Source organism: Azospirillum griseum (genome assembly GCF_003966125.1).
Taxonomy (GTDB): Bacteria; Pseudomonadota; Alphaproteobacteria; order Azospirillales; family Azospirillaceae; genus Azospirillum; species Azospirillum griseum.
The window spans coordinates 58,638-77,846 of record NZ_RXMA01000027.1 but is presented as its reverse complement, the minus strand read 5'-3'; the positions used below and the strand labels follow the sequence as shown (position 1 = coordinate 77,846).

Here is a 19,209-nt window from a genome sequence, read left to right as displayed (position 1 = left end):
ATCGGCGCGCGCACCATCGAGGAACTCTGGAAAGCCGTCGGCTCCATCTGTGACCTCTATACGCCAGAGGAATGCTGGAACTATCTCAAGCATGCTGGATATGCGCCAGATTAAACGCTCGATGCTCTATTGTAGCCGCTGGGGGATCGGGGTCCAGCCGCAACGGGCGAGACGATCAGGCGGCGGAGGATGGGATCGCGGCAAGGCGGGTCGGGATCAGGGCGTTGATCGTTTGTCGTTGTTCGTCCAGGCGAGCGTTCACCGCCTTCAGGTCGCCCCGCAGTTCGGCGAATTGCCCGGTGTGGGATTCCTGAACCGCCATGACCCTTTCAAGCATCCGAGAAATGCTTTCGAGCGTGGCGAACAGTTCCGCTTCGCGTTCCGGGGGCATCGTGGCTCTCCTTTTCCCTTGGGCCAGCGTAGCTCAACCGTGGGGGGAGTCGATTGGGGGATGGCGCTTATCCCGTCTTCTCCGGCTGCTGCTTGGCCGCTTCCAGGCCGAGTTCGATCAAGCGGCGGATCGCTTCGGACTCGGTGCCGATGCGTTGCTCAAACCGAAAATCGAGAATCGCCGCAGCCAACGGTTTGGGCAGCGAGACCAATTTGCGGACGGTGGTTTCAGGGTTAACAGCCATGCAAGTGATATACGCGACATCACCATTGATCGCAAGAATCAATGGTGATATCACCATAACACCATGCGGCCGAACCGGGTGTTGGAAGCGCCCGGCCCGGCCTGACCCCGAACAAAGGACATGCCCCAATGCCCAAGGCTGAGGATGACTATACCATATGCACGCCGCTGACGGCGGCAGACTTGAGCACCACGAACGGCGAAGAACCGCGCATTCTGGATCTGCGCTTGGCCGAAGCTCTTGGTTTCAAGAAGCCACGCGATATTCGCCCATTGATTCAGCGTCATCAGGAGGCTTTGGAACGGTTCGGAGGATTTTGCCGCACCGTGCGGCAAAATCCTGGACGCGGTCGTCCGGCGACCGAATTCTGGCTGACGAAGAAACAGGCGATCTACATCGCGACCAAGGCCGAGACGGAACGGGCGACCGAGATCACGATCCAGATCGTGGAGGTGTTCGACGCCGTGACCAGCGGCAAGGCTCTGCCGCCCCCGCCGCCCGCCCCGGCGCTGACCAAGGCCGACCTGGACGCCATCGATCAACGGGCGCGGCACGCGGCGGGGGTGGAGGAAAGCCGGGTCCGCCGGGCCTTGACCGACGCCGCCCTGGACGCCCTGCGCCAGGGCAGGCCGGTGGACGCCGCCCTGCGGACCACGCGGGTCAAGCGGTCGGCCCCGCTGGCGCTGCCACCACCGAAGCCGCCCGCCGCGCAGGCGGATCGGTCCCGGTCGGACCTGTCCCAGGCGGCGCGGCCGCTGGCGCTGACGGCGCGGTTCCTGGCGCTGCCTGCCGAGGCGCAGAAAACGTTTGAACGGGTGCTGGAACTGCTGGTCGAGATCAACCGGGTGCTGTCCGACCTGTGGGACGCCACCGGCGAGGCGGACCTGCGCAAGCCAATCGGTGACATGCTGATGGCAAAGGCCGACCAGTGGCGCGCCGGCAACCCCACCTTCACCACCCATTGATCCGGGGGAACGGACAGCATGCCATTCGATGGATCAACGATTCGGACGCGCACCACGCCCGGCCCACACCTGGCGAAGGTCGCCGTTCTGCCCGTTGCAACGGGCTTTCCCGGTGGTGACGCCCGGTTCCCGGCGAACCGTTCCCCGGTGAACGGTTTCCGGTGGGGGGCGCGGTGATGCGGATTCTTTTGGTGGTGCAGGGCAAGGGCGGCGGGCCGAAAACAGCGACGGCGCGCAACGTGGCGGTGGCGGCGGCGGTGGCCGGGCTGCGGGTGGGGACTCTGGACACGGATCCGCAAGGCTCGCTGACCTTCTGGCAAGGCCAGCGGCCCGGCGACGCGGTGGCGATCGCGCACGAACACCGGGTGTTGTCGGCAATCGACCGCGCCCCGACGCCCGACGGCCTGGATCTGCTGGTGATCGACACGCCGACGGCGGTGGAGTTCTTTCCCGTGCCCACGGCGATCCTGTTCGACGCCGCCGATCTGGTGCTGGTGCCGGTGCGGCCCGGCCCGGAGGATCTGGTCAGCATGCAGGGCATGATGCCCTATCTGCGCGGTCGCCGTCGGCCGATGCGGCTGCTGTTGAGCCTGGTCCAGCCGCGCCTGCGCGAAACCGCCGACGCGCGGGAGATCGCCGGTGGGATGGGAACTCTGGCCCCGGTCGAGATCCCGCAGCTGCAAGAGGTGCCGCGCAGCTTCACCGCCGGGCTGGGCACGGCGGAGATCGCCGGGACCCGCACCGGCCCGTTGTTCCGCGACCTGTGGGCCTATCTGGCCAACGAGATGGGGATCTGACATGACCAACGCCCGCAGTTTGGGGAACACCCGGCTTTCGATGCTGGCCGCGCCGCGCGCGCTGACCACCCGCGCGGAGTTCGTGGCCGACATCCGCCGCGAATGGACCAACGCCCTGGAATCCACCGTGCAGGTGGGCCGACGGCTGAACGAGGCCAAGGCGGCGTTGCCGCATGGCGAGTATGAGGCGATGATCGAGTCGGAACTGCCGTTCGGCCCCGCGACCGCGCGCAAGCTGCGCGAGGTGGCGGCGTTCGTCGATGCGGGCACGGTGCCGCTGGACCAGTTGCCGGAGGCCTACAGCACGCTCTACGCCATCGCCACCCTGCCGGACGAGGTGCGCGCGGAGGCGGTCGCGCAGGGGGTGATCCGCCCCGACGTGACCCGCGCGGAGGTGGAGGCGTTCAAGGAGGCGAAGGCCCCGCCGCGCGCGGTGCCGTTGCCCACGCCCACGGTCATCGATGTCGAGCCGGAGGCGGTGAGCGCCCCGGTTGTGGCTGCCCCGGCCTCCCGCCTGTCGGCGGCCTTGGGGCTGCGGTGGCACCTGGACCCGTCGGACCCCGGAGCCATCACGGTGGAACTGGACGGTCAACGGCGCGTGTTGTTCGTGGTGGTGGCCCATGATCCCGCCGCTGCGGCCCTGGTGCGCCATGTGCTGACGATGCACAACGCCACGGTGGCCTGAAAGGTTGCGCGCGGCGGGGTGTCGCGATCACCCCATCGCCACGCGATGGTCTTTCCGGCCGCCGGTGGCCCCTTCTCCGCGTTTCGCGGCCGTATCAGAGGGCGACAGTTACCCAGTCGGCGCAACGCTGACTCGCTGCGTCGGTCCGGCTGGCCCAGGTGTAAGGACCGGGAAGATTGGTTGTGTCATTGCACAGAAACACACGTATGTCCACTTTGCGGACCCTTCATCTTTGGCGGTCGGGCCGCGAAGGGGGTAGTTTGTGCTGCACGCAGCAACAAAAAGACGAAATCGGGAAGGATTGTATCATCCGTAAAGGAGTTGTTAGCAAATAAAGGCAGAAAATCCTAACAGCCTGAGCGGGTGTGTCTGCGGGCTGAAACGCGGAGATTTGCATGTCCAGCCCTGACGCGCCCCTGATGCCCGTGCTGCTGGAGTTTCTGGCCGTGTCCGGAATCGACGGTGACGACGCGGACGCGCGCTCTGGCACGCTGGAGCACCAGTTGGAAACCGGCGACATCCGCACCCCGGACGATCTGTTCGCCAAGGCCCGCTATCTGCAACGCTGTGGTCAGGTGGATCCGGCGTTGATCCCGATGGCGGCGCTGGACACGCTGGTGGCCGGGGTGGTTCGTTTGTTCGGCCCGTCGCTGACCACCCCATCGCTCTCCACGGCGGCCATCGTCACGCCGCAGGCGGGTTGACATGGCGGTGGCTGTTTCCCCTCTGGTCCGGTCCATCGACGTTGAGGATCTGGTGGTGTGGGCGTGCCGCGACCAACAGGCGCTGCGCGACCGATCAAGCTTGCATGTGGTTGAGGCGGCGGCTCAATTCGGCATGCGTTGCAGTCGGCAGCGGTTGTCCGGCGCGGATTTTCCAGGGGCCTGGGGCGTTGACTCCTGCGCGCGGGTGGCCGCGATTGGGGCGGTTGGCACCCGGATCGATGGCAAGGGGCCAACGCGGGGAATTGCTCCACGTCTGCCACCCGACGCCGAAGCGGTGGCGGCCGCCATCGAGGCGTTGCCGGTTGGAGAACGGCGGCTGGTGCGGGCGCATGGTCAGGCAGGCACCCGGCCCGACTGGCTGCCGCTGCTTCAGCCCTTGGTGATGGCGAAGCGCCCCTCGGACCAGCCGGGCCGGTACCGCCATCAGATTGCGGGGGAATGGCAACCCATCGCCCAACGGTCAGAGTTTGCCGCGCGTTGCCTTGCGCGCGGGGAAAGCCTGTTCGATGCGCATGGGCGGCGGCGGCTGGTGGAGGAGGAGAAAGGGTTTCGGTTTCGCGCGGTCGAAGGCGGGCGGGAGCTGTTCGTGCGGTGGTGCCCGGTGGAACCGGAGCACAGCGACGCAAAGGTCATCGAAGCCAACTGCGATTGGGTCGAATGGCACACGGGTTTGAGCCGGTTGGTGGGGGCGTTGAGGGGGAAGTTGATCGCGCATCGGATCACCGGTCTGGCCATTCCGGCCCGCCCATGGGAACAAAAGCCTTGTTAGGAAATCAATCTCTTGACATACTGACCTGGACGCATTGCGCCTGAATGAAGACCCGCTGGCACCCGCCACGCGGGTCTTTCGCTGTTTGGGCTGTCTGGATCCGGTCATGCACGATGATGTTGATACGCGGGGAGCCGTCGTGGTTCCGGCCACTGTGCCGATGGGGCTGGCCGACGCCCTGCCCATCGCCCAGTTGCAAGAGCGCTTGATCGACAGCTTTCTGGCCGGTCGGAAGCCAACCACGGTGGCGGCGTATCGCCGTGATCTGGAGGATTTTCGGGCGTTCGTGGCCCGCCAGCCGGGTGCGGCGGTCTATGCCGCCAGCATCGACCGGGTGGTGCTGGAGCTGTTCGGTCTGGCCGCCGGGCAAGCCAACGCCCTGGCACTGGGGTATCGCGCTGACCTGCTGACGCGCGGGCTGTCACCGGCGACGGTCAACCGGCGTTTGGCGGCGTTGCGTTCGCTGGTCCAGCTCGGCCGGACGCTCGGCCTGGTCGGCTGGTCTTTGGAGGTCGAGAATGTCGGGTCCGCCGCCTATCGCGACACGCGGGGGCCGGGGCACGATGGCGTGATGGCGATCATCGGCAAGGCGGAGGATCGCGGCGACGCCATCGGCGTGCGCGACACCGCCATCGTCCGCTTGCTCCACGACACCGCGCTGCGGCGGGGCGAGGTGGTCTCGTTGGATCATGCCCATTACGACGCAGAGGCCGCGACGCTGGCCATCCTGGGCAAGGCGCGGCGTGAACGGGAAATGGTGACGCTGCCGGACGCCACCCGGGCGGCGCTGGACGCGTGGGTCGGGGTGCGAGGGGCGTGGGACGGCCCGCTGTTTGTCCGCCTCGACAACGCGGGGGCGTTCGAGGGTCGGCTGTCCGGGGAGGCTGTCCGCCTGATTGTGCGGCGGCTGGGGGCCGGGGCTGGCGTTCCGGCTCGCCCGCACGGATTGCGCCACAGCGCCATCACCGAGGCCCTGGCGCGCACGAATGGGAATGTGTCGGCGGTCCAGGGCTTTGCGCGTCACCGCGATCCGCGCGTGACCATCCGGTACAACGACAATCGGGACGATGAGGCGGGGCGGATCGCCAGCTTGATCACCGAGGGCTGACAGCCCAACGGCCTGTTGCAGGGTCTGGAATCACGGAATCGGGAGCTTGCGAAAAGTATGATTATCGCAAGCTCAAGAAGGAGGAATCGGCCATGAAGACGATGGAATCGCCCAGCGTTTCCGGTGCCGTTTCCGGTACGGAGCCGCAGAAACCGGCGTTTTTCGAGGACGCGAAGGGGCGGATGATTCCCGCGCGCCTGGTGCGTTATTCCGACCTCCTGGAGGACCAGTTCGTCCGCAAACTGATGAGCGAGGCCGAAGCGCTTTCGGACACGATGCGTGCGTTCAAGCGCCTGGTGTTCACAGACGTCGATGCGTTCGTCGCGCTGCTGCACGAGAAATACGATGTGAAGTTCGGCGGGAAACGAGGGAACATGACCTTCAATTCCTTCGACGGACGCATGCAAATCAAGGTGCAGGTTGCCGATCACATGCGGTTCGGCCCGGAGCTGCAGGTGGCGAAGGCGCTCATTGACCAGTGCATCACCGAATGGGCGGCGGACACCAACGACAACATTCGCGCGTTGGTCGAGCACGCCTTCCGCACCGACAAGGAAGGGAAGGTCAACCGCGAGAGCGTCCTGGCGCTGCCCAAGCTGGCCATCGCCGACGCGCGCTGGGAACGCGCGATGCAGGCCATCGCCGATTCCATCACGGTCGAAAGCACATCGGTTTACGTCCGCTTCTACCGGCGTGATTCCCAGGACCAGCCCTGGAAATCCGTGAGCCTCGATCTCGCAAACGTGTGAGCGCCCCAGAATGAAACAGAACACAACCAAAGCTGCATCGGTGACGATCGGTGATGCAACGCTGATGCTGGGCGACTGCATCGAGCGGATGCGGGAACTGGATGACGCCTCCGTTTCGCTGGTTCTTACCGATGTTCCCTATTCGAGCGGAGCGACGCGCGAGGCCGGGCGCACCGCTTTCGGTAAGACCATGACGCGGTCAACAAGTGGAAATCCAGATCGTTGGTTTGGCTCCGACAATCTTTCCACACGGGGATTCTTATATTTGCTGCGCGCCTGCGCCATGGAATGGCAACGAGTTTTGCAACCCGGTGGGCATGTTTTGGCGTTCATCGACTGGCGCATGAGCGATCATTTGGCTGACGCCATCGATGGAGGTGATGCTGGGGTGTTGCTGGGCGGCGTCGCTGGTGACGCAATGGAAAGCGCGGACCTGCGTCGTGTCGGGATGTTGGTTTGGGACAAGACCTATTTCGGCATGGGGACATTTTTTCGACATCAGTACGAGCTGATTTACCACTTTACGAAAGGCAAGGGCAGCGGGCCGCTTCGCCGCAACACCCCCAATGTGCTGCATCACCCGCCGGTGCGCGCTGGGTTACATCCAACCGAGAAGCCTGTGGGGCTTTTGGCCGAACTGATCGGAACTGTGTGTCCGCTCCATGAGACTGTGCTTGACCCGTTCTTTGGGAGCGCATCGACCGGAGAGGCGGCGCTGTCGAGTGGCCGTCGCTTCATCGGCATCGAGCGGGATGAACGCTATTTCGAGGCGGGTCGGAAGCGACTGGCCGGTCTGTCCAAGGAGAACGCAGCATGAGCCTGCACATGGATGATTTCGTGCATGGTGTCACCGGGCGCGCCGCAACTGACGGTGTGATCGTCGCGATTGGTGGGACGATGAGCTGGTGGATTGACGCTTTGCACGGCCCTGCTCAGGAACTGGCGTTCTGGGGCACTGTGGTGCTGGTGGTTGGTCGGCTTGGGCTGTTGGTTCTCGACTACCGTGACCGCTTCCGGCAACGCCCTCAGGCCAAATCGTTCACGCGTGAACGCTTCTCCGAGGATGCTCGGCCCAAGTCCTGATCGTGGTGTAGAGCGACATGGCCGATCGGTGGGAACAGGCCCGGGCGGACTACGAAGCCGGGGTCGGCCCGCGCGAGCTGGCCCGGCGGTACGGCGGGAACGCCGGTGGCTACAGCAAGCGGGCGTCCAAGGAGGGATGGACCAAGCCGGGCGGTGTCGAGCCGACCGCTCCGGAAAGGACTGAACCGCCCACGAAAGTGGGCAAGGGCAAGCCGGTAAGTCGGCCCCCCCAGCGTGCCCGGGAAACCGGCCCTACAGCGGCCAAAGCGCCGCCGCCCTCACCCCAGCCACCACCGCGCCACCGGGCGCAGACGGCGGCCAGCGGGGCAGGGCAGGGCCATCCCGGGGACCCTGGGGGGGCCGGGTACCGCAGTCGCGGCGGACGGCCGCGGTTGAACACCGGCTTAGAAAATTTTCGGGGTGAGGCAGCATCAGCACCCCCGGAATCACCCCTGGAATCACCCGCTGATTCCCAGCTGGCGGATGATTCCGGCCCGGTGTCGGGGCGGAAACGGGTGTTCAGCCTGGTCGAGGCCGCCGCCATACTTGGCAAGCATCGGAACACGCTGTCGGGCTGGATTGACGATGGCTGTCCGGTTGTCCGTCGCGCCGATCGCGCCCGGGGCGTCGAGTGGCAGATCGACATCGGCGCGGTGGTGGACTGGTTGCTGGATCGGGCCAGTGAGGATGCCGGTGCTGGCGGTGATTCCGTGGGGATGAAGACGGACGAGGCGAACCGCCGTCGGGCCATCGCCCTGATGATCGCCGAGGAGGTGAGCACAGCGGAGCTGTTGAGCCAGGTGGTGAACCGCCGCGATGCCGCAGCCGACATCGCCGACTTCTGCATCGGCCTGCGGACGGGGTTGAGCACCTTCTGCGCCAAGCTGGCTGGTCGGGCCGCCTCGATGACCAGTCCAACCGAGATCCAGGCTCTCGCCGAAGCGGAAATGAACCGGGTGTTTGACGCTGCGGCTGAGGAACTGGGCAAGCGGTGGACCCATGACGACGGCGGCAACGGCAGCGGCGACAGTAGCGGCCCATGAGGCCGGCTGCTACGGCATCGGTCGGCAAGGTCTGCGAGGCGATCTGCTCGGACTGATCCAGAACACCCTGAAGTTCCGGAACCGGATCACCGGCTCGGAATGGGCGGAGGGCAGGGCGGGGCAGGTCGGTTACGGGCGCATCCCGAGGGGCACCGGGTCGGAAAGCGGCCCTGTGACCCTCTACGGCTACCAGCGCGGTCTGCTGGACGCCATGTGCGATCCGACGATCCCGCTGATCACCGTGCTGAAGGCCGCCCGCGTTGGTTACACGCGCATGGCGACACTGGCGATCGGGTATCACCTCCACCAGGACCCGACCCTGTGTGCGGTGGCGCAACCCACCATCCCCGATGCCGAGGATTTCGGGGCGGACGAAATCGGGCCGATGCTGCGGGACACGCCGGTCCTTGCCGAGCAGCTGCGGACGGTGCGGAAAGGTGAGCGCCAGGACAAGGCGACCTTCTACCGTTTGGCCAATGGCGCGTCCGTGCGTCTGGTCGGGGCCGCGTCCGACGACGCCTTCCGGCGATACTCGGCGCGCTTCCTGTTCGGCGACGAGCTGGACGCGGAAGGGTGGACGCCAAAGGCAAAGACGCAGGGTGACAAGCTCAAGCTGTTCTGGACCCGTGGCGAAACCTTTTGGAACCGGAAGCAAATCCGGGGCGGCACCCCGCTCCTGAAGGACACCAGCCGGACCTGGAAGCTGTGGCTGCAGAGCGATCAGCGCCGCTACTTCGTTCCTTGCCCTCACTGCTCGGCGGCGACCGGTCGGCTGGCTGGCTGGCAGCATCTGGAGTGGGGCGGACCGGACGTCCCGCACGGGGTCAAGTGGTCCCTGGATGAGGACGGCGCTGTGGCGCATGTCTGGTACGTCGGCACCTGCGGCCACCGCATCGAGGAGGGGCACAAGAGCTGGATGGACGAGCGGGGGGAGTGGCGGGCGACCGCCAGGCCCAAACAGCCGGGTCATGTCGGGTTTCATCTGTGGACCGGCATGAGCCTCAACCCGAACGCCGCATGGCCGGTGTTGGTGGGCGAGTGGATCGAGGCACAGGCCGACCCGGCCAGCCTGGTGCAGCCCTTCGTCAACCTGCGTCTGGGCATGCCCTATGAGCCGACCTACGGGCAGCAGATCAAGATCGAGGCGTTCACCCAGCGGATGGAGCCGTACCCGACGGAGATCCCGCCGGGGGTGGTCTATCTGACGGCTGGCGTCGACGTCCAGTCCGGTCAAGGCAGACACCCGCGCATCGAGGTGACGGTCTACGGCTGGGGCCGAGGGCATGAATCCTGGCTGATCGGCCACTGGATATTCCGGGGCGACCCGGCCCAACGCGAGGTCTGGGACCAGCTGGACCGTTTGCTGCTGCGGTCCTTTGTCGGGCCGGACGGTCGGCGGTTCCGGATCCAGGCGGCGGCCGTCGATTCCGGTGGCCACCACACCGCCGAGACCTATGCCTTCTGCGAGCTGCGGCGGGCGAGGCGTGTCTGGGCCATCAAGGGCCGGTCGGAGAAGAACGGCCAGCGGACGCGGGTTTGGCCGCGTCGGCCCACGGTCAAAAACGGGAACACGGTCTATCTCGTGGGCGGAAACGCCGCCCGCGATTTCGTCTACGGCTCCCTGGCCGTGCCCCGGCCGGGACCACGCTACATCCACTTCCCCAGCGATCCACCGGCGGAAGCGGAGCCGCTCGACACCGAGTTCTTCGAGCAGCTGACCCGTGAGCGGCTGATCACCCCCAAGGGTGGCCAGTACACGGTCTGGGACAAGCCGAAGGACAAGGCGCACGAGGCGGGTGTGTGCCTCGTCTACGCCTATGCGGCGGCGGTTGGCCTGCAGACCCTGAACAAGAAGTGGCTGACCGCCCTTGAAGGCGGTGCGGTCCTCCCGCCGCAGGGTCCGGCGGGCAGTGACGATCCTGAGGTAGAGACCGGTTCAGCCGCCGCCCTGCCGTTGGTCGAGCAGACGCCGACCCCGGCCCCGGCGGCCGTCATTCAAAAGCGGGGCCGTGGTCGCCGGGTCATCCGCTCCAACCTGTAGAGGTGTTCATGGCCTTCACACAGACCGACGTCGATGCGCTGAAGAGCGCCATCGCAAAGGCGGGCAACGCCGCTGAGGTCGAATACAGCGACGGCACCCGCACCCGTTTCATCACGCCCAAGCAGGCGGCCGACATGCTGGGGATGATGGAGCGCGATGTCGCCCGGACCAGCGGTCGTCGGCCCAAACGGCAGATCCGCGTCATCACCTCGTCGGGGTTCTGATCATGCGGAACGCCAGCGTTCGCATTCGCATCAAAGGGACGGGCGTTTATGTGGAGCCCTTTCGTGCGCAGGCACAACCGGCCTTCGCGTCGACGGGCCAGGGCAAACGCACCGCCTCGATGCGCCGGGTGTCCGGGGCGGGCCCCAATTCGCTGGTCGGCAGCAACGTTGCTCTGCTGCGCCAGCAATCCCGCCAGTCCACCCGCACCCAATGGGCTTCGGGTCGCGCGGTCGATCTGGCGGTGACGCACACGATCGGCACCGGGATCAAGCCGCAGAGCCTGTGTCCCGACCCGGCGTTCCGTGAAGCGGTGCAGCAACTCTGGTACGACTGGACGGAGTTCGCCGACGCCGACGGTGTCCTGGATTTCTACGGTCTGCAGGCGCTTGCCGTGCAGGAGTGGGTCGAGGGTGGCGAGTGCTTTGCCCGCCTGCGGCCGCGTCGGCCGTCGGATGGGCTGCCGGTTCCCCTGCAAGTGCAGCTGATCGAGCCGGAGCAGGTGCCGCTCGACCATACCACCATCGTCACTGGCGGCAACAGCGTGGTGCAGGGCATCGAACGGGACAGCGTTGGCCGCCGGGCCGCCTACTGGATGCACCGCCAACACCCAGGTGAGTGGGTGCTGGGAAACGGCGATTCCAGCCTGGTGCGGGTCTTGGCCAGCGAGGTCCTGCACCTCTATCACCCGACCCGTGCGGGTCAATTGCGCGGCATCCCCCAGCTGTCGCGCATGCTCGTCCGGTTGAACGACGCGGGCCAGTACGAGGACGCGGAGATCGTCCGCAAGAAAGTGGCGGCGATGAAGATGGGGGCCATCACCCGCAAGCCGGGATCGAACGAGGGCGACCCGCTGGTCGGCGAGGGCGAGGCAGACGCCACCGGGGTCGCCGATGTCGGCATGGAGCCCGGCACGATGCTGGTGCTGGAAGACGGCGAGGATGTGAAGTGGTTCGATCCGGTCGATGTCGGGGGGAATTTCGAGACCTTCATGCGCTGGAATTACCGGGGCGTCGCCGCCTCGGTCAACCAGCTCTATGAGGAGGTGACCGGCGATTACAGCACGTTGAACGACCGGACCTTCCGGGCCGCGTTCAACACCTTCAAACGACGGTACGCCTTCTATCAGCACAACATCGTCGCCCATCAGTTCTGCAGCCCGGTCTGGAGGCGCTTCATTGATTTGGCGCTGATCGCCGGAACCCTCCAGCGCCCGCCCGGGATGACGGATCGCGACCTGTACCGGGTCGCTTGGACGCCTGACCGTTGGGCCTACATCCACCCGCTGCAAGACGTGCAAGCGGTGCTGAAGGAAATCGAGGGCGGTTTGTCCAGCCGGGCCAAAGCGGTGTCGGAGCGCGGCGACGACATCGAGGACATTGACCGGCAGCGCAGCGACGACGCCCGGCGCGAACAGACGCTGGGGTTGGCCCCGGTGGCCCCGTCCGACGGCGGCGACCGCTACCGCGTCACGCCTTCCGCCCCCGCGCCGGAGCCCGGCGCGTCCAAACCCTGAGGGATCCATGCGCACCTGGTACAACATGAAGGCCGTGGCCGATGGCGCGGCGGAAATCCTGATCTATGACGAAATTGGTGCTTGGGGCATCACCGCCAACCAGTTCGTGCAGGATCTGCGCGGCCTGGGAGCCGTGTCCCGCATCGACGTTCGCATCAACTCGCCGGGCGGTGAGGTGTTCGACGGGCTGGCCATCTACAACGCGCTGAGCAAGCACGCGGCCGAGATCGTCGTCACCATCGATGGCATCGCCGCCTCGATCGCCAGCGTCATCGCCATGGCGGGCAAGGACATCATCATGCCGGAAAACGCCATGATGATGATCCACGACCCCTCGGGCGGTGTCTGGGGCACGGCGGCCGACATGCGGCGCATCGCCGACGCGCTCGACAAGGGCAAGCAGGCGATCATCAGCGCCTACCGCCGCTGTGGCTTGGCGGATGAGAGCCTCTCCCAGCTGATGACCGATGAGACCTGGTTCAGCGCGACCGACGCCCTGGAGAAGGGCTTCTGCACCAAAGTCGAGAAGCCGGTGAAGATGAGCGCCTGCTTTGACCTTGCCAACCTCGACCGCTTCCGTCACCCGCCGGCCGCCCTGGTGGCGGCCCTGGCGCGCACCTCTGCCCTCCCACCCTTGGAGTCCTCGATGACCGACACCGCCACCGGCGGCGGCCAAACCCCGCCGACCAACCAACAAACCACGTCGCTTCCTCCGGGTGGCGGTGGCCAGACCGAGGCCCTGCCGGCCGATCCGGCGTCGATCGCCCGCGACTGCCTGGCCGCTGGACTGCCGGAACTGACCCCCTCCCTGATCACGGCCAAGGCGACGTCGGCCATCGTCACCGCCCGCCTCCAGGACGCCAAGACGATCAAGGACATCTGCGCTCGCGCCGGCATCGCCGATCAGGCGGCGGGCCTGATCACCAATGGGGCCACCGTCGACAGCGCCCGCGCCGTCGCCTTCGAGGCGCTCGCCGCCCGCGATCAGGCGAGCCACGTCGACAGCACCCAGAACACGCCGCCGGGCACCAACCCCAAGCCGCGTGGTCCGTTGAACGCCGCCACGGTCTACGACCGATTCAACAACCCGGTCCGGGGGGTCTGACATGGGCATTGTGTTTCAAGAAGGTCGGCACGCTGGCGAGTTCCTGGTGTCCGAAGGCAATGGCAACATTGCGCGGGAGACCGGCACCATCAAGGCCGGGGTGGGTCATCTGGAGGCGGGCGCTGTGCTGGGCCAGATCACCGCCGACAAAACGTTCGTCCCGGTCAATCCGGACGCCACCGACGGCTCCCAGACCGCCAAGGCGATCCTGTTCGCCGGTGTCAACGCCACCACCACCGCGCAGCGCGCCACGCTGATGGTCCGGCTTTGCGAGGTGAACGCCGAGGCCCTGGTCTGGCCGTCGGGCACGACGGGGGCCGAGATCGCGGCCGCTCTGGCCCAACTCGCCGACCATTTCATCATCGCCCGCTGACCCACCGCCTGCCTCTGGAGCCGCCACCATGGCCGAACTCACTCTCGATATCTTCAACGGCGATGCCTTCAGCGCCGCCAGCATGACCAGCCACGTCAACGAGAACGTCCCCTACGTTCCGGGCTATGTCGGGTCGCTGGGCCTGTTCGTCGGTGAAGGCGTCTACACCACCCTCGTCGGTTTCGATGACGTCAACGGCGCGCTGAAGCTGATCCAGTCCAGCCCGCGCGGGGCCGCCCCCAGCCAGTCCACCGGCGAGAAGGCGGCCACCCGTTACCTGGAGACGGTTCGCTTTGCCCGCGAGGCGGTCATCACCGCTGACCAGATCAAGGGCATCCGGGTGCCCGGTACCACGAACCTGCTGCAGACCGCTGAGCGGCTGGTCTATCGCCGTGTCGAAGGCCCGACCGGCATCCGTGCCGAGCTGTCGATGACGATGGAGCATCTCTATCTCGGGGCCATCGACGGCCAGGTCTACGATGCGGACGGCACAACCGTCCTCTGGGACTACTTCACCACCTATGGTGTCGCGCGTCCGGCAACGGTCAATGTGCCGTTCGGCAGCTTCACCGCTGATGAAGCCAAGTTCGATGACCTGTGCATGAAGATCAAGCGGGACGTCATCAAGGCGTTGAACGGCTTCAACCTGGCCGGGATGACCATCGTGGTGGCGTGTGGCGACGATTTCTTCGACGCTGTGCGCAGCAACAAGGAGGTGGTCAACGCCCGCAAGTTGGGTCTGACCGGCGTCACCAAGGCACCGGAGCTGTTCGCCAGCCAGAAGGCCTACTCGTCCTTCCAGTACGCCGACATTGTGTGGGTGAATTATCGCGGGTCGGATGATGGCAAGGTGTCGGTGCCCGCCGACGAGGCCCGCCTGTTCGCTCTGGGGGTGCCCGGGCTGTTCAAGACCTTCTTTGCCCCGGGCGACACCTGGGACACCATCGAGGGCGAGGGCCTGCCGGTCTACATGCTGCAGCGTCCGGAGCGGCAGACGTCCAGCCAACGGGCGTTTGAGGTGCAGTCCAACCCGCTGCCGATGTGCCTGCGGCCGAAGAGCCTCCGCCGCCTGAAGAAAGCCTGATCCACTCCCACCATCCAACCGCGACACGGGCTGCCTTTGGGCGGCCCGTCGCGTTTCTGGGAGGCTTGTCGTGAACGCCATCGACAACCTTGAGGGTGTTTTCCGCCGCCTCGGCGAAGACGCGCTCTGCGTCTCGCCCGGCGGGGTTGAGGCCTCGTGCACCGTTCTGCAGGCGGGCACCCCGCTGGAGTTTCCGGGGCTGGTGTTGCCGGTCGATGGCGTCAGCTTCGACCTGCTGCGCCACCAGGCGACGCCGACGGTTGGCGGTTCGCTCCGGGTCGGAGCGAACCATTTCCTGATCGACACGCCGCCGATCCCCTTTCCAATCGCGGCTGATCCGCAGGCCCTCCGTTGGCGTCTGATGATTGGGTGGGGACAAGCCGCGACGCTCCGCTCTGTCGATGACAGCGGCTCGCCGCCGCGTGGGTCCGCCTGGTCGGTGGCGAGCGGCGCTGAGGCCGGAGTGGTCACGCTGTCGATCGCGGGCACGTTGGCCAGCGGTCGGATTTGCCCGGGTGACGCGTTCCAAGTGCCTGGGCACCCGGACGCCTATGTCGCGGCCGGAACGGTGGTCGCCGTCGGAGGCGTTTTTACGGCGATCCCGCTGGACCGGCCTTTGGCGGCTGCGGTTGCCGCAGGAACCGAGGTCATGGCCTCCTGGGTGCGTGACCAGCCGGTGCGGGCGCTGCCCATCACCGACGCCGCCGGGTTGGCAGGTTCGGTGGTGAAGGGGGCCACCCGGTGGTTGGTGCTGGGCGGATCACTGCGACATCGCCCGAAAGCCGGAGACCGGCTGACCACTGAGGATGGTTCCGTCGAACTGTCGCGCATCGCCACCCACCGCTCCGGCACCACCGTGGTCGCCTGGGACCTGCAGGCCACCTGATCATGATCGATGTTGCCGCTGTACACCGAGCACTCCTGGCCCCGCTGCTTGCCGAGGGGCCGATACCGCCCCAGCGTGTCGGGCGGCGGGGCATGCCATTCCTCCCGCCCAGCGGCGATGTCTGCCACGCGCTAACGTCGGTCGTGTGGGAGCGCAACGGCAAATCCGGTCCGGCGTTGTGGGAGGGGGCCGGCATGCTCCAGATCCTGGTTCGGGCACCGATCGGCATCGATGAGGACGCGCTGCTGGTGGAAGCCGGCAAGGTGGCGGCCCTCTACGCTCCCCACATGGACGGTCCGCCGTTGGCTTACGCGGTGCGGATCACCCAGGTGGCGGTCATGAGCGTGGTGACGCTGTCCAGCGCTGGTGGATCTGCTGACGGAACCGATGCCCCAGGCCGGTGGATCACCGCACCGGTCCAAATCGACTTCCGCGTCGAGCGCGTCGAGACCTTCGCTTCCCCCTGATCCCTTTCACCCGCCGCCAGGCCTGCTTGGCGGCTTTTTCTTGTTGGAGACCCCGATGGCCCAATTGCCGACCCAACGCCCGACTGAAGCGGGCGCTGCCCTCACCTATGCCGCCGCCGACCCCCCTGGGGACAGCTTTCTGAACACCGGCAAGGAAGTCGTGCACGTCAAGAACGGTGGCGGCGGTCCCATCACCCTGACGGTGAAATCGCGGAACGTTGCGCCGGAGGTCCCCGGCTACGGACCCGTTGCCAAGCCGGACCGTGCCGTGACGATCCCTGCGGGTGGTGATCGGTTGATCGGTCCGTTTCCGATCAAGGCGTTCACCGAACCGACCACCAGTCGCGTCTCGATGACCTATTCGTCCACCACCGGCGTCACCACGGCGATCATCACCGTCCGCGACGCCTCCTGAGGAGCTTGATATGGCCGCAACGACCTCAATCGACGCCACCGCCGGGCGTCTGTTCACGCTCAAAATCAGCGACGGCGGCACCCCGCCGACCCTGTTCACCATTGGCGGGGCCAAGAGCACCCGCATGACCCTGAACGCGGCACCGGTGGACATCACCAACGTGGCCAGCGCCGGTTGGAAGGAGTATCTGCCGGGCGGCGGGGCCAAGGAGCTGTCCGTCAGCCTGCAGGGCGTTTTCGACAGCCGGACCGCCGGTGCCCGCAAGGTCTGGGACGCCGCCATGGCCCAAGGCATGGGCGGGTATCTGGAGGCCCAGCTCATCAGTGGCCATGGTGACAGCTTCGTCGGCACCTTCGTCATCGAGAGCTACGAGCGGTCGGGCGAGGACGGCAACGCCGAGCAGTTCTCCTGCTCGATCAAGAGCAGTGGGCCGCCCACCTACATCCCGTCTCCGTAAGGCCAGCCTTTCCCTGACCCGGACCAGGTCCACTGTCGGTCGCAAGGCTGACCGCCCCCCGCGAGGCGTGGGGCGGAGGCGTCCGGGATGCGCCTCCGTCCCATCGCGTTAATTTTTCCGTCTATCCCGGAGATGATTCCACCATGAGCACCCTTCCCCTGTCCGTCGGCCAGCACCGCTTCGACCCGATCGCGAATGAAGGCCGCAAACGCCGTGAAATGCTGGCGGTGGCTGAGCAGAAGGTGGATGAATCCGCCGCCGGGCTGACCGTCGCCCGCAAGGCGGCCGACGCCGCTGAGGAAGCGGCCACCAAGGCCAAGGCCGAACTGGAAGACCTGCTGGCGCTGAACACCGACACTGCGCAGGACAAAGCCGTCATCGCCGCTGCCCAGGCAACCGCCGACACCGCAGCTGAAAGCGCCACCAAGGCCAAGGCCGAGGCCGACGCGAAGACCCAGGAGCTGAAGACAGCGCAGGAGTTGATCGAGACCCTGCGCAAAGCCCTGGAACAGATCGAGGCGGACGCCCAGAAGCGCACGCTGCGCCCGGTCTACATCCTGCGCGTCCCGAATTTCCGCCTGCAGGCGCAGTTCGACCAGTGCTACTTCGACGTTCCGGTTGCCCCCAGCGACCGCAAGCTGTGGCTGGCGATGAAGGCGGTGGTGCAGTCGCGCGGTGCCGAGTATGGCGTGACCGCCGACAGCCCGGACTTCCAGGCGCTCGACAAGGCCTTCCGCGAGAGCGGCAACGCCAAGGTGCCGACGGCGGCGATTCCGCTGTTCGAGGACCTGTTCACCCAGACCTGCGAGGCCGAGGAGGTCCGCAAAGTCCTCAAACAGCGCAAGGCCCACAGCTCCGGCATCACCATGCTGCGCCTGCGCTTCTACGTCGCCGGTCTTGAGGGTCTGCCCGGGGCCGAGACCTTCGCCGTCCAGCGTGGTGCGAGCGGCGACGCCGAACTGGCGACCGAGGAGAGCATCGCCCTGATCCCGCCTTCGGACATCGACGCCATCCTGGCCAAGCTGGACGAACTGGCGACCACGCGGGGGCGGGAGGGAAACTCCTAAGGATCGCCGTCGCCGTCGCGACCGATCCCAAGCGCTTCGACGGCGACTCCACCGGGCCGTGGCGGGTGGGGTCGGAAAGCTACCGCACCAACCCCCGCGACTGGCTGGAGCCGTGGTGCTGGGCGATGCTGCGCCTCTGGCGACTGTCCCAAGGCGGGATGGGGGCTGGCCATCTGCCGGAAGCCGGCGGGACGATGGACCAGCCCACAAAGATGATCGAGGCCTTCGCGCTGATGAGCGCGTTCGAGGCCGAACTGCAGGCCAGCACACAGCCCGGCACCATCACCCGCACCGACATCGAGGACATCCGGGTCGGCATCGACCGGGCGTTGGAACTTTACCCTGACGGGGTGGCCACCGGCCCCTTGCTGGCCGCCATCCAGAAATCACGCAACAAGGAGGCCTGACCATGGCGCGTTCGCCCCTTATCGACCGAGTGATTCGGGTCGTGCAGGAGGGAGGCGAACGCGCCATCCAGCGCGCTCTGGCCGACACGGCCAAACAGGAGTTGAGCCGCGTGCTGGTCGGTGCCAGTCCCGACACCTACGAGCAGTGGATTGACGGCCAAGCGGGTGCCGCGATTGACCAGATCAAAGCGCATGGGGTTGCCTATTTCGAATTTTCGTATTTGCGGACCATCATCGCGTTTGCTGCCGCCCAGCTCCGTGAGCTGTCGCCGGAGGACTTTGTCCACCCCGATCAGCGGGTGTTCCGGGAGTCGCACATCCTGTTCTGCGATGGTCGAGAGGTCGGCACGTTGACCGAAGGCGGCGACACCGCCTTCATCAACCGCCTGCCGCCGCGTTCAGAGTTCGTCATCACCAACGCCCAGCCCTACGCCGGCAAGATCGAGCGGGGGCAGTCCGATCAAGCGCCCGATGGTGTGTTCCGCCTGGTGGCATCGACCGTGTCCCGCCGCTACGGGTCCATCGTGACCAGCCGTTTCCTGTGGTTGCGGATGGAGGGCCTGGAAGAGGCCCTGGGCTATCCGGCCATCGCGATTCAAGCCCGCTGACC

The 19,209-nt window shown here is 66.5% G+C and carries 26 protein-coding genes; 23 read left to right on the top strand and 3 right to left on the bottom strand.

The annotated features are described in order from the left end of the window. Nucleotides 1–175 precede the first annotated feature (175 nt). From EJ903_RS21580 to EJ903_RS27280, 3 genes are all read right to left on the bottom strand, one after another. Nucleotides 176–391: a hypothetical protein gene (locus EJ903_RS21580; protein ID WP_126619343.1), complete on the bottom strand. Its 216-nt coding sequence runs from the start codon at nucleotides 389–391 to the stop codon at nucleotides 176–178. A 67-nt stretch (nucleotides 392–458) separates the two neighbouring features. Next, nucleotides 459–677 (bottom strand): hypothetical protein, encoded by a 219-nt coding sequence (locus EJ903_RS21575; protein ID WP_126619341.1) that lies wholly within the window; start codon nucleotides 675–677, stop codon nucleotides 459–461. Nucleotides 678–685: 8 nt separating this feature from the next. Next, nucleotides 686–922, bottom strand: coding sequence for a hypothetical protein (locus EJ903_RS27280; protein WP_174237345.1), 237 nt, complete (start codon nucleotides 920–922; stop codon nucleotides 686–688). Nucleotides 923–961: 39 nt separating this feature from the next. Here EJ903_RS27280 and EJ903_RS27390 point away from each other — a divergent pair, with 39 nt between their 5' ends. The 23 genes from EJ903_RS27390 to EJ903_RS21460 all read left to right on the top strand — a co-directional run bounded on the left by EJ903_RS27390 (nucleotide 962) and on the right by EJ903_RS21460 (nucleotide 19,207). After that, nucleotides 962–1,600 (top strand): hypothetical protein, encoded by a 639-nt coding sequence (locus EJ903_RS27390; RefSeq protein WP_210211503.1) that lies wholly within the window; start codon nucleotides 962–964, stop codon nucleotides 1,598–1,600. 176 nt (nucleotides 1,601–1,776) lie between these two features. After that, the gene (locus EJ903_RS21565) at nucleotides 1,777–2,397 is read left to right on the top strand and encodes a ParA family protein (RefSeq protein WP_126619339.1); all 621 of its coding nucleotides are present in this window, start codon (nucleotides 1,777–1,779) and stop codon (nucleotides 2,395–2,397) included. 1 nt (nucleotide 2,398) lies between these two features. Further along, the gene (locus EJ903_RS21560; RefSeq protein ID WP_126619337.1) at nucleotides 2,399–3,082 is read left to right on the top strand and encodes a DUF3102 domain-containing protein; all 684 of its coding nucleotides are present in this window, start codon (nucleotides 2,399–2,401) and stop codon (nucleotides 3,080–3,082) included. 395 nt (nucleotides 3,083–3,477) lie between these two features. After that, complete coding sequence (locus EJ903_RS21555; RefSeq protein ID WP_126619335.1) at nucleotides 3,478–3,786, top strand: hypothetical protein; 309 nt, start codon at nucleotides 3,478–3,480, stop codon at nucleotides 3,784–3,786. 1 nt (nucleotide 3,787) lies between these two features. After that, nucleotides 3,788–4,576: a hypothetical protein gene (locus EJ903_RS21550; RefSeq protein WP_126619333.1), complete on the top strand. Its 789-nt coding sequence runs from the start codon at nucleotides 3,788–3,790 to the stop codon at nucleotides 4,574–4,576. Between the two features lie 106 nt (nucleotides 4,577–4,682). After that, the gene (locus EJ903_RS21545; RefSeq protein WP_246015821.1) at nucleotides 4,683–5,684 is read left to right on the top strand and encodes a tyrosine-type recombinase/integrase; all 1,002 of its coding nucleotides are present in this window, start codon (nucleotides 4,683–4,685) and stop codon (nucleotides 5,682–5,684) included. A gap of 92 nt (nucleotides 5,685–5,776) precedes the next feature. Beyond that, entirely contained in the window at nucleotides 5,777–6,433 is a 657-nt protein-coding gene (locus tag EJ903_RS21540) for a DUF3164 family protein (protein WP_246015820.1), read from the top strand. A 10-nt stretch (nucleotides 6,434–6,443) separates the two neighbouring features. Next, complete coding sequence (locus EJ903_RS21535) at nucleotides 6,444–7,250, top strand: DNA-methyltransferase (protein WP_126619331.1); 807 nt, start codon at nucleotides 6,444–6,446, stop codon at nucleotides 7,248–7,250. Beyond that, nucleotides 7,247–7,516, top strand: coding sequence for a hypothetical protein (locus tag EJ903_RS21530; protein ID WP_126619329.1), 270 nt, complete (start codon nucleotides 7,247–7,249; stop codon nucleotides 7,514–7,516). The genes EJ903_RS21535 and EJ903_RS21530 overlap by 4 nt, the downstream gene beginning before the upstream one ends. A 497-nt stretch (nucleotides 7,517–8,013) precedes the next feature. Then, nucleotides 8,014–8,559: a Terminase small subunit (DNA packaging protein Nu1) gene (locus EJ903_RS21525; RefSeq protein WP_126619327.1), complete on the top strand. Its 546-nt coding sequence runs from the start codon at nucleotides 8,014–8,016 to the stop codon at nucleotides 8,557–8,559. Continuing rightward, nucleotides 8,516–10,600, top strand: coding sequence for a phage terminase large subunit family protein (locus EJ903_RS21520; RefSeq protein WP_126619325.1), 2,085 nt, complete (start codon nucleotides 8,516–8,518; stop codon nucleotides 10,598–10,600). The genes EJ903_RS21525 and EJ903_RS21520 overlap by 44 nt, the downstream gene beginning before the upstream one ends. Before the next feature lie 8 nt (nucleotides 10,601–10,608). After that, nucleotides 10,609–10,824 carry a hypothetical protein gene (locus EJ903_RS21515; protein ID WP_126619324.1) on the top strand — a complete coding sequence of 72 codons (216 nt, stop codon included), beginning with the start codon at nucleotides 10,609–10,611 and terminating at the stop codon, nucleotides 10,822–10,824. Between the two features lie 50 nt (nucleotides 10,825–10,874). Continuing rightward, nucleotides 10,875–12,338 (top strand): phage portal protein, encoded by a 1,464-nt coding sequence (locus tag EJ903_RS21510; protein WP_158627970.1) that lies wholly within the window; start codon nucleotides 10,875–10,877, stop codon nucleotides 12,336–12,338. Nucleotides 12,339–12,345: 7 nt separating this feature from the next. Next, on the top strand, nucleotides 12,346–13,443 hold the full coding sequence (locus EJ903_RS21505; RefSeq protein ID WP_126619320.1) for a head maturation protease, ClpP-related: 1,098 nt from the start codon (nucleotides 12,346–12,348) through the stop codon (nucleotides 13,441–13,443). A gap of 1 nt (nucleotide 13,444) precedes the next feature. Next, nucleotides 13,445–13,816 (top strand): head decoration protein, encoded by a 372-nt coding sequence (locus EJ903_RS21500; RefSeq protein WP_126619318.1) that lies wholly within the window; start codon nucleotides 13,445–13,447, stop codon nucleotides 13,814–13,816. A gap of 28 nt (nucleotides 13,817–13,844) precedes the next feature. Beyond that, nucleotides 13,845–14,900 carry a major capsid protein gene (locus EJ903_RS21495; RefSeq protein ID WP_126619317.1) on the top strand — a complete coding sequence of 352 codons (1,056 nt, stop codon included), beginning with the start codon at nucleotides 13,845–13,847 and terminating at the stop codon, nucleotides 14,898–14,900. A 70-nt stretch (nucleotides 14,901–14,970) separates the two neighbouring features. After that, the gene (locus tag EJ903_RS21490; protein ID WP_126619315.1) at nucleotides 14,971–15,786 is read left to right on the top strand and encodes a hypothetical protein; all 816 of its coding nucleotides are present in this window, start codon (nucleotides 14,971–14,973) and stop codon (nucleotides 15,784–15,786) included. 92 nt (nucleotides 15,787–15,878) lie between these two features. After that, nucleotides 15,879–16,253, top strand: coding sequence for a hypothetical protein (locus tag EJ903_RS21485; protein WP_126619313.1), 375 nt, complete (start codon nucleotides 15,879–15,881; stop codon nucleotides 16,251–16,253). 55 nt (nucleotides 16,254–16,308) lie between these two features. Then, entirely contained in the window at nucleotides 16,309–16,668 is a 360-nt protein-coding gene (locus EJ903_RS21480; protein ID WP_126619311.1) for a hypothetical protein, read from the top strand. A 10-nt stretch (nucleotides 16,669–16,678) separates the two neighbouring features. Next, nucleotides 16,679–17,125 carry a phage tail tube protein gene (locus EJ903_RS21475; protein WP_126619309.1) on the top strand — a complete coding sequence of 149 codons (447 nt, stop codon included), beginning with the start codon at nucleotides 16,679–16,681 and terminating at the stop codon, nucleotides 17,123–17,125. Between the two features lie 143 nt (nucleotides 17,126–17,268). Beyond that, the gene (locus EJ903_RS21470; protein WP_126619307.1) at nucleotides 17,269–18,192 is read left to right on the top strand and encodes a hypothetical protein; all 924 of its coding nucleotides are present in this window, start codon (nucleotides 17,269–17,271) and stop codon (nucleotides 18,190–18,192) included. Nucleotides 18,193–18,257: 65 nt separating this feature from the next. After that, nucleotides 18,258–18,599 (top strand): hypothetical protein, encoded by a 342-nt coding sequence (locus EJ903_RS21465; RefSeq protein WP_126619305.1) that lies wholly within the window; start codon nucleotides 18,258–18,260, stop codon nucleotides 18,597–18,599. A gap of 2 nt (nucleotides 18,600–18,601) precedes the next feature. Further along, a complete protein-coding gene (locus EJ903_RS21460; protein WP_126619303.1) occupies nucleotides 18,602–19,207 on the top strand; it encodes a hypothetical protein in 606 nt (201 codons plus the stop codon). Nucleotides 19,208–19,209 lie beyond the last annotated feature (2 nt).

Excerpts from the sequence above, each read along its gene's own strand:
- EJ903_RS21580 (WP_126619343.1), bottom strand. The coding sequence starts at position 391 with ATGCCCCCGGAACGCGAAGCGGAACTGTTCGCCACGCTCGAAAGCATT.
- EJ903_RS27280 (WP_174237345.1), bottom strand. The coding sequence starts at position 922 with ATGACGCTGAATCAATGGGCGAATATCGCGTGGCTTCTTGAAACCAAG.
- EJ903_RS21565 (WP_126619339.1), top strand. The coding sequence starts at position 1,777 with ATGCGGATTCTTTTGGTGGTGCAGGGCAAGGGCGGCGGGCCGAAAACA.
- EJ903_RS21560 (WP_126619337.1), top strand. The coding sequence starts at position 2,399 with ATGACCAACGCCCGCAGTTTGGGGAACACCCGGCTTTCGATGCTGGCC.
- EJ903_RS21555 (WP_126619335.1), top strand. The coding sequence starts at position 3,478 with ATGTCCAGCCCTGACGCGCCCCTGATGCCCGTGCTGCTGGAGTTTCTG.
- EJ903_RS21550 (WP_126619333.1), top strand. The coding sequence starts at position 3,788 with ATGGCGGTGGCTGTTTCCCCTCTGGTCCGGTCCATCGACGTTGAGGAT.
- EJ903_RS21545 (WP_246015821.1), top strand. The coding sequence starts at position 4,683 with ATGCACGATGATGTTGATACGCGGGGAGCCGTCGTGGTTCCGGCCACT.
- EJ903_RS21540 (WP_246015820.1), top strand. The coding sequence starts at position 5,777 with ATGAAGACGATGGAATCGCCCAGCGTTTCCGGTGCCGTTTCCGGTACG.
- EJ903_RS21535 (WP_126619331.1), top strand. The coding sequence starts at position 6,444 with ATGAAACAGAACACAACCAAAGCTGCATCGGTGACGATCGGTGATGCA.
- EJ903_RS21530 (WP_126619329.1), top strand. The coding sequence starts at position 7,247 with ATGAGCCTGCACATGGATGATTTCGTGCATGGTGTCACCGGGCGCGCC.
- EJ903_RS21520 (WP_126619325.1), top strand. The coding sequence starts at position 8,516 with ATGACGACGGCGGCAACGGCAGCGGCGACAGTAGCGGCCCATGAGGCC.
- EJ903_RS21515 (WP_126619324.1), top strand. The coding sequence starts at position 10,609 with ATGGCCTTCACACAGACCGACGTCGATGCGCTGAAGAGCGCCATCGCA.
- EJ903_RS21505 (WP_126619320.1), top strand. The coding sequence starts at position 12,346 with ATGCGCACCTGGTACAACATGAAGGCCGTGGCCGATGGCGCGGCGGAA.
- EJ903_RS21500 (WP_126619318.1), top strand. The coding sequence starts at position 13,445 with ATGGGCATTGTGTTTCAAGAAGGTCGGCACGCTGGCGAGTTCCTGGTG.
- EJ903_RS21495 (WP_126619317.1), top strand. The coding sequence starts at position 13,845 with ATGGCCGAACTCACTCTCGATATCTTCAACGGCGATGCCTTCAGCGCC.
- EJ903_RS21485 (WP_126619313.1), top strand. The coding sequence starts at position 15,879 with ATGCCATTCCTCCCGCCCAGCGGCGATGTCTGCCACGCGCTAACGTCG.
- EJ903_RS21480 (WP_126619311.1), top strand. The coding sequence starts at position 16,309 with ATGGCCCAATTGCCGACCCAACGCCCGACTGAAGCGGGCGCTGCCCTC.
- EJ903_RS21475 (WP_126619309.1), top strand. The coding sequence starts at position 16,679 with ATGGCCGCAACGACCTCAATCGACGCCACCGCCGGGCGTCTGTTCACG.
- EJ903_RS21470 (WP_126619307.1), top strand. The coding sequence starts at position 17,269 with ATGAGCACCCTTCCCCTGTCCGTCGGCCAGCACCGCTTCGACCCGATC.
- EJ903_RS21460 (WP_126619303.1), top strand. The coding sequence starts at position 18,602 with ATGGCGCGTTCGCCCCTTATCGACCGAGTGATTCGGGTCGTGCAGGAG.